This is a genomic window from Marinomonas lutimaris, assembly GCF_019426345.1.
Classification (GTDB): Bacteria; Pseudomonadota; Gammaproteobacteria; order Pseudomonadales; family Marinomonadaceae; genus Marinomonas; species Marinomonas lutimaris.
The window spans coordinates 1-14,841 of sequence record NZ_JAHLLW010000037.1; the positions used below are offsets into that span (position 1 = coordinate 1).

Sequence of the window (14,841 nt, forward strand, 5' to 3'; positions counted from 1 at the left end):
TAGGTTCCAGTGCTTCACGGCGTGAGAGTTCGAGTCTCTCCTTCCGCACCAAATTTAAAAAAAGCTGACTTTATGTCGGCTTTTTTTATGTCTGAAATTTATCTAAATGCCTTTCTTCTTCGTAATAACGTGTATTTAGAGCACATTTATAGTGCTTAAGCGTATTTTCTTATTCTTGTTATCATAAAAGTTCGTTAATTTGGTTAGAATAATTCTTTCTATGACGTTTCATCGGGCTCGGAAATGCGAAGACTACATTCTTTTGTTATATGGATTGTTCTGGGAAGCCTTGCTTTCACGGCGCAAGCTGCCAACATGGCGCTTGATCTTATGGACAGTCATGATTTTTATCAGTCTACGCCAAGACAAGGCCCTCTGGCCGAACAGTTCACTACGATAGTCAATTCTCCTCCTAACCCGATCCGAGTATCTCAGAAGCGAGCCGTACGTATTGCCTTATTGTTATTTGGTGACGCTAATTCTCTCGAAAACAGATCGCTTCTAGTGACATTTAGAAAACGCATGCGTGAATTAAGCATAGATTATCGTTTAGATACGTATACAGATGGCTTTGAGTCAGATAATGATTTGGCATCTTACTTTAAGATGGCCGATGCTCAGCCGGATTATATTATCATGACGAAACTAGGTTCTGTTCAGCGCCGATTCTTAGAGCGATTTTTGCGCTCAGGTAAACCAAAAATCATTCTGTATGACTTTGCTTCGCCGTTAACTCATTGGATGAACCATCCTCCTTTAATGTACATAGGCTTTGATCAGAAGAAAGCAACGACTATGCTGGCTAGTTACCTTGAACGTCAGCTGCCACCAGAGACAACTATTTCGGCACTGGTTTTACCAACGGGTTATCTTGGACATATGCGCTGTGATTTATTTCTCGATGAAATGATGAAGTACAATCGTCGGGTCAGCCATATTAGAGCGGTATCAGATGATAAGGTCAGTGCGTTTGAAGCGGCTCAAGCTTTATTAAAAGACAACCCTTCTGACTTTATTTTTAGTTGCTCTCAGAATATTTCTGAGGGGGTGGTTGCGGCATTAAAAGCTCAAGGTTTTGATTCGCAGATACAAACCAATGCTTGGGGGTTGTCTTCGAATGGTATTGCAGATTTAGAGAGTCGTAAGGTAAAAGCGAATGTACTTTTTATGAGAGATGATCTTTCTATTGCGGTAGCAGAGGCGATTAAGTTGGATCTCGAAGGAAAAAATATGCCAAATCTTTATGTCGCCAATTCGACGCTCATGCCTGCTGAATTAGATACAGATAGTCTGCGTTTGATGGTCCAGCAAGCCTATCATTATTCGGTGGAACTATGGCTGGAGTAACCATTAGTTTACAGCGTCGTCTGCGCTTAAAAGTCCTTGTACTGGTTGGTATCGTCTTCTTGGCGACTACCTTAGCTGTTTTGTACTTTATTGAAACATTGAATCAGTCTGCAGCGGAAAAAAACTTGGCATTGAAGCATCGTGTGGTTGAACAGGCTTTTAATGGCTATTTGGCTCGTGCTGAAGATGAGATGAAGTTTATTGGTCAGGATCTTTCTCTAAGTAATTATGCTTCTGGTCGAGAGTTAGATTTGTTGTTTAGCCATCATGAAGTGTTGTTTTTTGGTGGGTTAGATTTTTTTTATATCGAGTGGGAAAATGGTAAGCATTCGATGGATCCTCGGGCACGTTTATTTACCAAGGTAGATCTACAGTCTGTATTGGCAGAGGGGCTTATTAATCGATGGGCGTCTATAGTGACAAAAGACGACTCGATCTTGCTGATGTTTAAAAAGAAGCTGTTGTCGTCAGAGCAAGTAAATATTGGCTTTTTGTATGGTTTTATTTCACTGAACGACAACTTAACCTTGGCGAATGAATTGCTTGAAAGTGCTCAAGTAAGTGCTGTGCGGGTTTATGATAGTGCACATAATCGCGTCTTACTTGAAGAGCGTAAAGTCGGCGTAGATTTATCGGACGCAACATTGCATTCTCGCCTACCTTTGGTATCACCTATTCAGGCAGACTTACAATTAGATATCATCCAAAAGCACACTTTTTCGTCTGCGATTTTAACCAATGCGTTGCCGTTAATCGCTGGAATTGGAATGGTTTTATGCTGCTTTTGTTTGCTGTTATTCCGTCAAATCAATAGGTTCATTTTTCAACCTCTTGAGTCGATTGTTTATCGGCATGAAGAAGGTCTGCTGCCGTATAGTGAACTCCAACCAATACAGTTACAAAGTCATCAATATAAAGCCTTTATTGAGTCCAAAGAGCATAGGTTCAAGCTGCTCGCGGAATCGATACATAGTGCGGTTATTTTTTGCACGGAAGTCGCAGAAGTGGAATTAATTAATTCGGAAGCAAAGCTTCTTTTTCCTGATGCGGATAAGGCCCGAACGGTTTTTGATTTTATGCCTATTTCTTGTCATCAATCTATTCAAGACGCTTTAAAAGGCGAAGTGGGCGTTGCTTTTGAATTAACTATCAATAATTTGGGTCGAATATATAAATGGCAAGTGCATTCATTTAAAAATGAGAGTGACTATCGAGGCTTGTTGTTGGTAGGGCGCAATGTCACTCAAGAAACCAGTTTAATGTGGCAATTGGAGCAGCTGCAACCACTGTCATCCGCACAGCAAAAGAAAGTAGACACGGACGCTATATTGAATGAGTTGACGTATCTGTCTTTATTGCCTGGTTATATTGATAGTAAGCATTTACAGGGTTGGCTTGCGCTTTTGATATCCGTATTAAATGATATCAGTAGCGTGAATAATGAGGTGTCTTATTTGCCAATCGGGGAGGTCTTTTGCCAAGAAAGTGCTCGAGTTATGGCGGCCATGGGAGTGGAAGCAAATAGGGCGCTGTTGGATTGTTCTGTTGAGGATGGCTCAAGGATCCTTGCTATTGATACTAATTTTAGAGGATTGATTCGCGTTTTATTTATGATGGTGATGTCTAATGACATGGCTGAGCGTCGATTAACAGTTCGCTTCGATGGTGCAGAGCTGGAAATGATTGCGATGAATGACATGGCATTCAGGCCGCTTTTTTACTGGATGATAAAAATGTTGTTAGTGCCTCTTGGTGGCCAGCAAAAGACCCTACAGAATAATGCTCTACAGCTTAATTTGATGGCGGAAGAGTATGAATACAAGCAGGCACTTAAGCCGTTAGCATCGAACCAAGTTGTGGCTTGGGTGGCAAATGATTATCCCAACCCCTTTGCTATTAAGACAGCTTTAATGAGGCTTGGTCTTCAGGTAGAGGAGTATGTTTCAACCGACAGCTTTTTTACCCAATCCAGTGCTGTGGTGAGATTTGACGCAGTACTGATTGGTTGTGATAAAGATGTTGAAGCGCAAGCGGATATGACACGGGCTCTTAAACTCAAATATAATCGTAATAACCTTCCTATTATTTGGCTCAATAGCACCCTGCCGATTGAGGTGGATCCGCATGTTTTTACCTTGCAAGGCTGTTCTTTCGACTACAATTTACATCAGGTCTTAGTTAAAGCATGTGAGTTAGAGGGTATAATTCCCACCCATTCGAATGAGCAGGCCTTATCTTGGGTGATGGTTGGTGGCAGTCGTATCACGAAAGCCATCTGGTATACCGAATTAGAAAAGTATGACGTGGCGACGCAGTGGTTGGCCGATTTATCCAATTATTATGTGGTGCTGTCATATCACCCTGATGCCGTTGTTGTATTGCTTGAGCCTCAGCCACGAACGCTTTTATTGTCAATTCAGGAAGCCTTTCCTGCAACCCGATTTTTTTCGGTTCAAAGGTGGTCAGAAATGCCGGATAATGTGGCGCTTTTCGATATGACATTGCCTTACTCTGGTGATCAAATTCGATTATTCACACAAAAAGTTATGCAACAAAAACCTTAGGAGCAATGAATGAGCGTAATTGGACTAATTGGAGCTATGGATGAAGAAGTAGCTGTTATCAAAGAGTGGATGACAGGCGTCCGAGAACAGACTATTGCTGGTTGTGATTTTTTTGTTGGGCATTTTGAAGGCAAAGACGTTGTTTTGCTGAAATCCGGTATCGGTAAAGTAAATGCTGCTGTTTCTACCACTCTATTGCTATCTCAGTTTAAGCCTGAGTATGTGATCAATATTGGCTCTGCTGGTGGTTTTGATCCCCAGTTACAGGTTGGTGATGTAGTTATATCAGATCAAGTGGTTCATCACGACGTAGATGTGACGGCCTTTGGTTATGTAATGGGGCAGGTTCCAAATATGCCTGCGACTTACCCAGCTGATGTGGCGTTAGTCGATAAGGCAAAACAAGCGTTGCAGACAGTCACCCAAGTGCAGGCAAAAGTTGGTTTGATCGGAACTGGCGATAGCTTCATGAATGATCCTGTGCGAGTGGAAGCAGTACGAGCCATTTTTCCTCAATTAGTGGCTGTTGAAATGGAAGCCGCGGCTGTTGCTCAAGTATGTTTTAAATTTGATACGCCTTTTGTCGTTGTGCGTTCTCTGTCAGATATTGCAGGCAAAGAATCTCCTCAAAGTTTTGAGGAATACCTTAAAGTTGCAGCTGAAAACTCTTCCCTGATGATTCAACAAATGCTGAAAGGCAACTAAAGTATGCCATTGAGCAAGGGGCAGATTTCTGTATTTTGTTTAGTAACTTGCTGGCCCTTGTTTGCTTTTTCTGCAGAAGAAACGAGAGATGATGTAGAGACTCAAGTAGAAAATAGCGAACCAGTAGAAGAGAGTGTTAGTCCGCCTTGGTGGTTGAGTTCCCATGAAACAGTGTCAAAGACCATTGGTAATTGGTCAACGAATATCGATTCGTTTTTATCTGGTACGCCAAGTAGTGAGCCTTCTGATAGTTATGCCGAAATACGCTTTGGCTCCGTTTTAAGCAAAAGTGATCAATCTGGTTTTTTTGAGTTTCGGACACGGTTGAAACTGCCGAATACTCAAGATCGATTACGCCTAGTGGTAGAGTCTGAGCCAGATTCCTTGGCACCAGAAAGTTTAAGAGGGGAGTCGTCTCAAGAGGGCAATGTTGTAGACTCTGCCTTGAAAACGAATATTTCGGCTGCTATTCGTTATATCAAAGACGATATAGGGTTAGATGTTGATGCTGGTATCAAGGTGGATTTTCCTCTTGATCCATTTTTGCGCTTGCGTGTTAAGCAAGGTGAACAGAATGAGCGCTGGAGCTGGTGGCAGAATCAAGAAGCATTTGCTTATTATTCCAGAGGAATTGGAGCTCGTTATTCGGTAGGTTTAGGTTACGCTACGAGTCCTACTTTGAATATTGGTACCGATTTTGGCGTGACTTGGCTCGATAGATATGGGCTGTTTTATGTCCGTGAAAACTTTTCAATTCAGCATCGATTAGACGAAAAAAACCGTTTAAGGTATCAATTGAGTTTTCTTCAATCGGGAGAACACTCGATTGAGCCAGATAGCTTTTTGTACAATGTTCAATATGAGCGCCTGCTTTATAAAGACTGGCTCATTGGGCAAATAAGACCTCAGTTCACCCATGAAGCGGATGATGACTATGAGGGTAAGTTTTCCCTTACTTTGTCTTTAGCTATTTTGCTCGGGCCTAAGTACCTACGTTAAGTATTTACGTTAATAAGCCTTTCAATTTCTGTGTTTTTACGTAAGCGATTAGATTTGTATACGGGGAACTCGTATAATGCCGCGCTCTATCAGTACCTATCGCTTCCAAGAGAATCAGCTATGAGACCGGATCAAATCCAACCAGAAATGTATGAAAAGCAGCTGCAAGATAAGCAAGCTGAATTAGCCAAATTAATGGCGACTTTGTCATTGCCTGAGATGGAAGTGTTTGCGAGTCAGCCGATTCATTACCGCATGCGAGCTGAGTTCCGCATTTGGCATGATGGTGATGATTTATATTATGCGATGTTTGATTCAGCTGATCCTAGAACGCCGATTCGTACCGATCAATTTTTGGCTGCATCGAACCTTATTAATGAGCTAATGCCAAAGTTGCTTGATGCGGTTCGGGATATTCCTGTTTTACGATATAAGCTTTTTCAAGTGGATTTCTTAACGACAACCACAGGTGAAGCCTTGATTAGCTTGCTTTACCATAAACCGATCGATGCCGAATGGAATGCTGCTGTCCAGCAGTTAAACGACGCTTTTCCTGCTTGTCATTTTATTGGTCGTAGCCGTAAGAAGAAACAAATTATCACGCGCGATTTTGTAATGGAGACGCTAACGGTAAATGGTCAAAAATTCCATTATCAACAAGTTGAAAATAGCTTCACTCAGCCTAATGCTGGCATCAGTGAAAAAATGTTAGAATGGGCGTTAGATGTAACGAAAGATGCATCCGGTGATTTGTTAGAGATGTATTGTGGGAATGGCAATTTTTCTATTCCTTTAGCTCGTCGTTTTGATCGAGTGGTTGCGACCGAAATTTCAAAAGTGTCAGTTAATTCTGCGCAGCTAAATATTGCTATCAATGGCATGCATAATGTTCAAGTGGTTAAAATGGCCAGCGAAGATGTGTCCGCTGCTTTGAATGGCGACGTAGAACTTCCTAAGAGCCTAGTTCAAGCTGGCGTCAGCGAGCTTACTCCTTCTGTGGTTTTGGTTGATCCACCACGAGCAGGTTTGGACGATGCAACGGTTGAATTGATCCGTAAGATAGATTCCATTCTTTATATTTCCTGTAATCCTGAAACGCTGAAAGCGAATTTAGAAGCCTTGTCGAGTACCCATGAGGTGGTTCGATATGCGATGTTTGACCAATTTCCTTATACTCATCATGTGGAAACGGGTGTTTTCTTGAAGCGTAAGGTGGATTAATAAGGCTAACACGCCCCTTTTTTACCGAGTACAGCGAGTTTTTTGAGAGTGTAGTGAGCCACATACTTTGTTTTTTTGAAGGCATCTAAAATTTATTAGCAGCAAACCTTGTATGAGTTTTGTTCTTATCATAATGAAAGACATTCTTGTATCTTGAATACGACATAGAATGTTCTGTGGTAACATATACGCACACATTTTCCCCCACCACCAAAGAGAAGTCGAACGAGCCATGAGTAATAACTCACTAGACAAAGACAAAATCAAAATCTTGTTATTAGAAGGCGTTCATCAATCTGCATTGGATGCATTGCATGACGCAGGCTATACCAACATCGAATATCACAAAACAGCACTTGCAGAAGATGAGCTGATCGAGAAAATCTCGGAAGCACATTTCATTGGCATTCGATCTCGTACTCAGTTAACGGCGAATGTTTTAGAGCATGCTAACAAACTGGTTGCTATTGGTTGTTTCTGCATTGGTACGAACCAAGTTGATCTCGATTCAGCAAGTGAGAAAGGTATTGTTGTCTTTAACGCGCCATACTCCAATACTCGTAGTGTTGCAGAGCTAGTTCTTGGTCAGTTAATTTTATTACTTCGAGGCATTCCTGCGAAAAACGCAGCATGTCATCGTGGTGGTTGGATTAAGTCTGCTGCAGGCTCTTTCGAAACTCGTGGTAAGCGTTTGGGTATTATTGGTTACGGTAGCATCGGTACTCAATTGAGCGTTTTGGCAGAATCTTTAGGTATGGAAGTATGCTTTTACGATATCGTCACCAAGTTGCCTTTGGGTAATGCGCGTCAAATCAAGAGTCTAAAAGAATTGCTGTCTACTAGCGATATTATCAGCTTGCATGTGCCAGAAACGAATTCGACTAAGATGATGATCGGCGCGAAAGAAGTGTCTCAAATGAAGAAGGGTTCTATCTTCATTAATGCTTCACGCGGTACGGTTGCCGATTTAGATGCTGTAGCTGAAGCTATTAAGTCAGGTGAGTTAGGTGGCGCAGCGGTCGATGTATTCCCAGTTGAGCCTAAAGGTAACGACGAAGAGTTCGTATCACCACTTCGTGGTCTAGACAATGTGATTCTAACGCCTCATATCGGCGGTAGCACCATGGAAGCGCAAGAGAACATCGGTATTGAAGTGGCTGAGAAGCTGATTAAATACTCTGATGTTGGTACTACGACAGCTGCGGTTAACTTCCCAGAAGTGGCCTTGCCTGCTCAAGCGGATAACCATCGTATTCTTCACGTTCACGAAAACCGTCCAGGAGTGCTTTCTAAGATCAACGCGATCTTCTCTGAAAACAACATCAACATTACGGGCCAGTACCTTCGTACAACGGAGAAACTTGGCTACATGGTAATGGACGTGGATGCAGAAGAGGGCGAATTGGCGCTTGAGAAAGTAAAAGAAGTGGAAGGAACAATAAAAGCACGCGTTTTGTTCTAAGCTTTTTCACTGTGTTCTTGATGTTAAAAAATCCAGCTACGGCTGGATTTTTTGTATCTGCCATTCTTTCTTAAAAATAAAAAGCTTAAAGTCAAAAGATCTATCTTTGGGGACTAGTTGATTCCCAGCGTGGTCGTAATGTCTTGGATTTTTTGTTTGATGTTATTGGTCACGCCAGCCATAAACACTTCAGACTCATTGGCTTGCTCTCTTACTTTAACAACCGCGCTGTTTAGCTTGTTCATACCGAGCTTTTGCTCTGCTGCATAGCCTGTCGATTTTTTTGCTAAATGACTAGATTGCTTAGACTTTTCAAGAATATCTTGAGCCGATTGGCCGAGAGCATGGGTCAAATCTATTTGCTCAATCGAGGCCGTTTCAATTAGTTCTATGTTCTTGGTGAGTTTATCTGTTGCTGATGTAAGCAGAGAAAAGATCTTAGTGATCTCTTCAAGGGATTGTTGGGTTCTGGTAGATAAGGTTCTCACTTCGGAAGCAACTACGGCAAACCCTCGACCATGTTCACCTGCTCGTGCCGCTTCAATGGCGGCATTGAGTGCGAGTAAATTGGTTTGTTCTGAGATATCTCTGATGCCACCAACAATAGATGACGCGCTAGAGACGGATGAGCTTAATCGGGTTAATGCTTTCTTGCTACTATTTAGCCTCTCAACGGTTGTTTGATTAGCAAGTGCTAAGGAGGCCGCTTGATCCACGCTGTGTGACATGGCGGTATTGGTTTCGATGGCATAATTTGCCACTTCGTGGGCACGCACTTCGGCTTTATTCGCCAGAGTCTCGACTTGGTTTGACATTTTTAGTGTGTCATCCAATTCGTGTCGAGATGCCAGACTTAATTCGTGTACTTGTCCAAAAGCATTTAGCATTTCATTGAGCGAGAGTGAGATATTGTTTAGTTCTGTATCACGTTGCTGCCGTTGTACGGCTATTTGCTCTAAATAGCGGTTTAAGTAATGAGCCACGTCTGATAGTTCGTTTTTGTTCTTGCTGACTTTAAGGGTGTTGATGTTTTGATGTTCAACTAAGTCTTTTACCGCTGTGTAAAGGTCTCTGGCGCTTTTTACCACGACTTTATTCTGGAAAATATGCACTGAGATAGTGGTTAAAATCATCAAAATGACAAAGACAGAAAATGCTATTAAAGTTTGTTCTTGAGTGGCTTCTGCGCTTTTTTGAATGTCTTCAGTACCAGTTTTCAAAATCTCTTCGAGCTGATGAATCAATGAGCGAATTTTGTTTTGGGCTGCGATAGCTTGCTGGATATTTAAAAGACTAGAATCAACGTCTTTTAAATATCGGCTTGACCAAGTATGGAGCTCGCTTTTGGTTTCTTCTAGTGGATCAGTCGCTTGTGTAGAGTCTTCTGAATCGCTTGCCCATCCCATTAATGACGATAAATCGTCAGCAGACTCAGTGTCATTCTTCTCGTCTAATTCTAGTATGGGAAGTTGATCGAAATCAGCAATATGAGATTGAAAAATGTCAATTGATTGGACTAAACGTTGTTTATTATCTGCTGTATTGTTGACCAAGTAGTCGTCTTTTGCGCCACTCATATGAGCAAGGTCTGCGTATAACAAGGCTTGGCTTGCTAAATAAATGGCTGCGGATTGTAGGTCATGGTGTGATTGAAATAGCGCAACCTTATCAGCCAAAGCATCTAAAGATAGTAGTGTTTGTCGTTCATTATTTTCGATCAGTGCATAAGGGTTTCCGGACAGTTTGCCCGCAGCTCTCACATCAGATTGAAGACTTTTTTCTATTTCATTTAATTGGTTGTTAATTGGATCTTTAATGGTATCGGGTAGTGCGTTAAGAGCGGGACGAATTTTTTTCTCAATGAACTCTTGTGCTGTCTGTAGTGCAGACGCTTCTCCTGTGGATAGGTAGCCTTCAATTTGCTGCTTTAAATCAATGGAGGAATATTCCCAAACTTGAGTGTAGGTGTCACTTTGCTCAAAAGCGCTGCGAAATTTCATCAAACTCCAAAGGAGCAGGGCGACAAGCATGACCGCAATAACCAGATAGCTTACGGTTGTTGTGCGTGTGACATGGGATATTTTCAATTCAGAACCTACTTTAATTTACATAAAACGACGAATACGACTACCTTAATATGAGTATGTGACAAATATGTGACTTAAGCCGTGTGAGCTATATGAAGCAGAGAGTGTGACAAATCTCAAAAATTGACCAAAAGCGACAGGACTTTGTCTATTCACGCATTACTGGGTGTGATTTCTGTCCAATTGGAAAAAAAACCTTCCATGGTCACTTTTTCGTCATTATTTTGTATTAGATTAAAAAAGAAATTAAACGATCGTTTAATTAAAAGAGTGTTTTGGCTGTTAAGCCGCTTTTTCTTGAAATAGCAATTAATCATAAAATATAAAGGAGCTCAAGAATGACCCTTTCCCGTCGCCAATTCGTGAAAGGCGCCTCAATCGCAGGTGCTGTTGCCGCTACCCCGTTTTCCATTAATAAAGCCATTGCCGCTAATAAAGAGCTACGTATTTATGCGTGGGCTGGCTACATCACGGATGAAATGCTAGCGGATTTCAAAGCAAAAACCGGCATCAATGCTACGTTTACGCCATACGGTACTAATGATGAGTTGATGAACTCTCTACGCGCTACAGATGGAACAGGCTTTGATATTATTATGCCGACTGTCGATCGAGTGCCTGGTTATGTCGATTACGGTCTTGTTCAGCCTCTTGACGTCAAAAGAATTAATTGGGATGGCTGTTTGGAAAGTGCGCTGTCAGGGTCGGATGTTGGCGGGATTGTAAAAGGTAAGCGCTATTTTGCGCCATCGGATTGGGGTACAGAAGCGATTGCTTACAATAAGAACGATGCAAAAATCAGCAAAGAACTAAGCTATGGCGATCTTTGGTTGCCAGAAAACTCTGGTGGCGTAACTGTTCGAGGGCATTCAGCTCTTGTCGGTATTGGTTTGTGGTTAGAGAAAGCAGGTAAATTACCTTTCCCACTGCTAGATTCCTATAAAAACGAAAAGGCCATGCGTGCAAACTTCGATGTTATTTTGAAAACGGCGGTTGAACATAAAGGCGCGATTGCTCAGTTCTGGTCAACAGAAAATGAAGCCCAAGGTGCATTCCGCACTAATGGCGCGACGATTGGCCAAACTTGGGACAGTACAGCGTTCAAACTACAATCCGAAGGCGAACCTATTGCCTACGGCGCACCAAAAGAAGGGGCGTTGGCATGGATGGAAGGCTTTGTTATTCCTAAAAATGCCAATAACGTGGATTCAGTTTATGAATTCATTAACTGGTATTACACGCCGGAAGCGGGCGCTATGTTCGTTAAGTCTACTGGTTATAACTCTACATCAAAAGGTGCGGATGCTTTGTTACCAGCGGAAACCAAGCAGTTCTTCCAAGACTCTTACAGCGAGCAAGATCTTGCCAACCTATGGTGGTGGCCTATTCAGGAGCCATGGTACGTTGCACTGCGTAACGAATACCAAGACCGTTACTTGTCTGCATAACCTCGAAGGCCCCTTGTGACTTTATGTCGCAAGGGGCTTTTTTGTATCGAGAAAAAATAACCAGCGAGAGAAATATGGATAGCAGTGTTCACTTAGATAATACCGTCATGCAATTCGGCGATTTTACCGCCATACAGAAAACCGATCTAACGATACAATCCGGAGAGTTTTTTAGTTTCTTAGGCCCTTCAGGTTGTGGCAAGACCACGATCTTAAACATGATTAGTGGTTTTATAGACCCAACACAGGGTGATATTAAAATTGGTGGTAAGAGTATGCGCGGCGTGCCGGCCAATAAACGTCCAACCTCGATGATTTTTCAAAACCTCGCACTTTTTCCTCTTATGACTGTAGCCGAAAATATTGAGTTCGGCTTAGAGGTTCGCGGTGTTTCGAAAAGTGAGCGCAAAAAAGCCTCGGACCGCTTGCTCGAATTGGTGGCCCTTGAAGGTAGTGGAGCAAAAAAAGTTTCCGAGTTATCCGGTGGCCAAAAACAGCGAATTGCCATTGCACGTGCATTAGCTGTAGAGCCACAAGTTTTATTATTAGATGAGCCATTATCCGCATTGGATTTAAAGCTACGCCAGCATATGCGCACCGAGTTGAAAGCCATTCAGCGCAAAACAGGCATTACCTTTATCTATATTACCCATGACCAAGGCGAGGCGCTGACTATGTCAGACCGAGTGGCTGTGATGTCAGCAGGTCGCATTCAGCAAGTTGCCGATCCTATTACTTTATATAGAGATCCCCATACAGCGTTTGTTGCCTCTTTTGTGGGTGAAAATAATGGCGTTTCTGGCAAAGTGATTGAAGCTAACTCGGATTTGGTTGTGTTGGATTGTGGGCCGCTTGGCAAGTTGGCAGGGCGTTCGCAAAGTAATATAGCTGTTGGGGCAGATGCCACACTGTTTATACGTCCTGAACACTTTAGGTTACAAGCTGAAAATGGCATGCACACATTAGGCGCGACGATTGATGAGGTGAACTTTGAAGGCGCGTATCTGACCTTAAATGCCAAAACGCCTGCCGACCAAGCTTTGTCTATTCAGCTTGGGACTCACCAGTATTCTGAATCGTTGAAAAAAGGCGCACCCGTTAGCCTTTCTTATAATGAGCGAGATGCCATTGTGATTGCCGGAGGCGACCATGTTTAGTCAACTGAAGTCGCGATTTGGTAGCGGATTAGCGGTTGGCATTATAGGCATGATCGCTATTTGGTTGATTGGCTTGGTGATTTTGCCACAGATATTAATGGTGGATTACTCATTTCGTCCGAATCTATTACCTGCTGACATTGGCGGACCAAAAGACGTCTATTCACTGACAAATTACGAGACGTTGTTTAGCAATAAAATACACTTGGCCATTTTCTTCAAAACCATCTGGTCAAGCGTTCTAGTAACGGGATTAACGTTAGTTGTTAGTTATCCGATTGCGTTTTACCTCGCTAAAGTCGCGACACCTCAAAAAGCGGCACTCTGTTTATTGCTATTGATTATTCCGTTCTGGATTAATGAAATTTTACGTACTTTTTCTTGGTACATCATTCTTGCTTATAAAGGGCCACTGAATGCTTTGTTACTAGGGTTGGGGCTGATCGATCGACCTGTTCGATTTTTATCCGGTGATGGTGGAGTGCTGATTGGTATGGTTTACGCCTACATCTTGTTTATGATCTTTCCTATATACAACGCGATTGAGAGCTTGGACACCAATCAGATTAAAGCGGCGCGTAATTTAGGCGCTGGCTGGATCCGTACTCATTGGCGTGTAGTGATTCCTCATGCCAAGCCGGGTATTGCGACAGGTTGTATTATGACCTTTATGTTGGCGGCGGGTAGTTATGCAGTGCCTGCTTTATTGGGCTCACCGGGAAGTCGTTGGTTCACGCAAATTATTTATAATTGGTTTTTTGAAGGTGGTGACTGGAACCAAGGTGCTGCCTATGCATTCTTGTTGTTAATTATCTGTATCGGTTTTATTGCCTTGGTGATGCGTATCTTTAAAGTAGGTTTGGGGGACATTGCAAAATGAAATCTGAAACTATTATGCGTTTCGCCGTACGTTTTTATATTGGCGTGTTTTTTGTCTATCTATTCACACCGCTTATTATTATGGGGCTGGCAACGTTTAACGATAGCCGATTCCCTACCGTGTCCCCTTGGAAAGGGGCAACGCTCAAATGGTTTGAGGCGCTTGCTCAAGATGGTGCTATGTGGACTGCCTTATGGACCAGTGTTGTAGTGGCTGCTGGTGTGCTGGTGGTTGCTGTGCCGATTGGTATTTGTTGTGCCTTATTTTTATCGACGGTGCAAGGCAGGGGGAAAACTTTCCTATACTCGTTGATGATGTCGCCTTTATTAACACCGGGTGTGATTGTGGGTATTTCAACGCTGATCTTTTGGAAGGGATTGTCTGTGAGTGGAGGTGTCTTCCTAACCGTCGTTGCGCAAACAACCTTTATTGCAGCTTATGTCATGTTGATGGTGTTAGCTCGGTTGCAGCGATTCGATCGTACGCTTGAAAATGCAGCGTTAAGTTTGGGGGCAACTCAATGGCAAGCGTTCCGACGTATTCTTTTGCCTTATTTGAAGCCTGCAATTTTCTCGGCAGCAGCAATTGCTTTTTTACAATCGTTTGAAAACTACAACACGACTTTGTTTGTTAAAGGCTATGACACGACATTAACGGTTTACATTGCCTCTAAGGTAAGAACAGGGTTAACACCTGCGGTAAATGCGCTAGGGTTAGTGATGATTTCTGTCACCATCTTGTTAGCTGTTATTTACGAAGTGAAGCGTCGTCGAGAGCTTTCTATCAGTTCACCATAATATAGAGTGCTTTAATTGAGATTGAAAAGGCCATTATTTGTACGAATAATGGCCTTTTTATGGTTTTTGTATGTTTGGCGATCAGTTTTTGGGGGTGTAGCAAATAAATATGACAAATTTATAAAAAACCTAAGAAAAGGGTTGCACAAAATCTGTAGATCCTTAATATACGCC

At 42.4% G+C, this 14,841-nt stretch carries 11 protein-coding genes; 10 read left to right on the plus strand and 1 reads right to left on the minus strand.

Going from position 1 to position 14,841, the window contains the following annotated elements:
* The first annotated feature begins 243 nt into the window (after positions 1 to 243).
* The 6 genes from KPL72_RS20675 to serA all read left to right on the plus strand — a co-directional run bounded on the left by KPL72_RS20675 (position 244) and on the right by serA (position 8,298).
* Positions 244 to 1,347: a substrate-binding domain-containing protein gene (locus tag KPL72_RS20675; protein ID WP_212916937.1), complete on the plus strand. Its 1,104-nt coding sequence runs from the start codon at positions 244 to 246 to the stop codon at positions 1,345 to 1,347.
* Entirely contained in the window at positions 1,335 to 3,911 is a 2,577-nt protein-coding gene (locus KPL72_RS20680; RefSeq protein WP_219704297.1) for a LuxQ periplasmic sensor domain-containing protein, read from the plus strand. The genes KPL72_RS20675 and KPL72_RS20680 overlap by 13 nt, the downstream gene beginning before the upstream one ends.
* Before the next feature lie 9 nt (positions 3,912 to 3,920).
* Positions 3,921 to 4,616 carry a 5'-methylthioadenosine/S-adenosylhomocysteine nucleosidase gene (mtnN, locus tag KPL72_RS20685; RefSeq protein WP_219704298.1) on the plus strand — a complete coding sequence of 232 codons (696 nt, stop codon included), beginning with the start codon at positions 3,921 to 3,923 and terminating at the stop codon, positions 4,614 to 4,616.
* Positions 4,617 to 4,619: 3 nt separating this feature from the next.
* Entirely contained in the window at positions 4,620 to 5,615 is a 996-nt protein-coding gene (locus KPL72_RS20690; RefSeq protein WP_219704299.1) for a hypothetical protein, read from the plus strand.
* A gap of 120 nt (positions 5,616 to 5,735) precedes the next feature.
* A complete protein-coding gene (trmA, locus tag KPL72_RS20695) occupies positions 5,736 to 6,836 on the plus strand; it encodes a tRNA (uridine(54)-C5)-methyltransferase TrmA (RefSeq protein WP_212916933.1) in 1,101 nt (366 codons plus the stop codon).
* A gap of 232 nt (positions 6,837 to 7,068) precedes the next feature.
* Complete coding sequence (serA, locus tag KPL72_RS20700) at positions 7,069 to 8,298, plus strand: phosphoglycerate dehydrogenase (RefSeq protein ID WP_219704300.1); 1,230 nt, start codon at positions 7,069 to 7,071, stop codon at positions 8,296 to 8,298.
* Positions 8,299 to 8,411: 113 nt separating this feature from the next.
* Here the strand turns inward: serA and KPL72_RS20705 are convergent, their stop codons facing one another.
* Entirely contained in the window at positions 8,412 to 10,298 is a 1,887-nt protein-coding gene (locus KPL72_RS20705) for a methyl-accepting chemotaxis protein (protein ID WP_219704301.1), read from the minus strand.
* Positions 10,299 to 10,723: 425 nt separating this feature from the next.
* On the opposite strand from KPL72_RS20705, the gene KPL72_RS20710 reads away from it, so the two are divergent.
* The 4 genes from KPL72_RS20710 to KPL72_RS20725 all read left to right on the plus strand — a co-directional run bounded on the left by KPL72_RS20710 (position 10,724) and on the right by KPL72_RS20725 (position 14,667).
* A complete protein-coding gene (locus KPL72_RS20710; RefSeq protein WP_219704302.1) occupies positions 10,724 to 11,833 on the plus strand; it encodes an extracellular solute-binding protein in 1,110 nt (369 codons plus the stop codon).
* A 74-nt stretch (positions 11,834 to 11,907) separates the two neighbouring features.
* Entirely contained in the window at positions 11,908 to 12,990 is a 1,083-nt protein-coding gene (locus KPL72_RS20715; protein WP_219704303.1) for an ABC transporter ATP-binding protein, read from the plus strand.
* Positions 12,983 to 13,870 carry an ABC transporter permease gene (locus KPL72_RS20720; protein WP_219704304.1) on the plus strand — a complete coding sequence of 296 codons (888 nt, stop codon included), beginning with the start codon at positions 12,983 to 12,985 and terminating at the stop codon, positions 13,868 to 13,870. Before KPL72_RS20715 ends, KPL72_RS20720 begins: the two co-directional genes overlap by 8 nt.
* A complete protein-coding gene (locus KPL72_RS20725) occupies positions 13,867 to 14,667 on the plus strand; it encodes an ABC transporter permease (RefSeq protein WP_219704305.1) in 801 nt (266 codons plus the stop codon). The genes KPL72_RS20720 and KPL72_RS20725 overlap by 4 nt, the downstream gene beginning before the upstream one ends.
* The last annotated feature ends 174 nt before the right edge of the window (positions 14,668 to 14,841 follow it).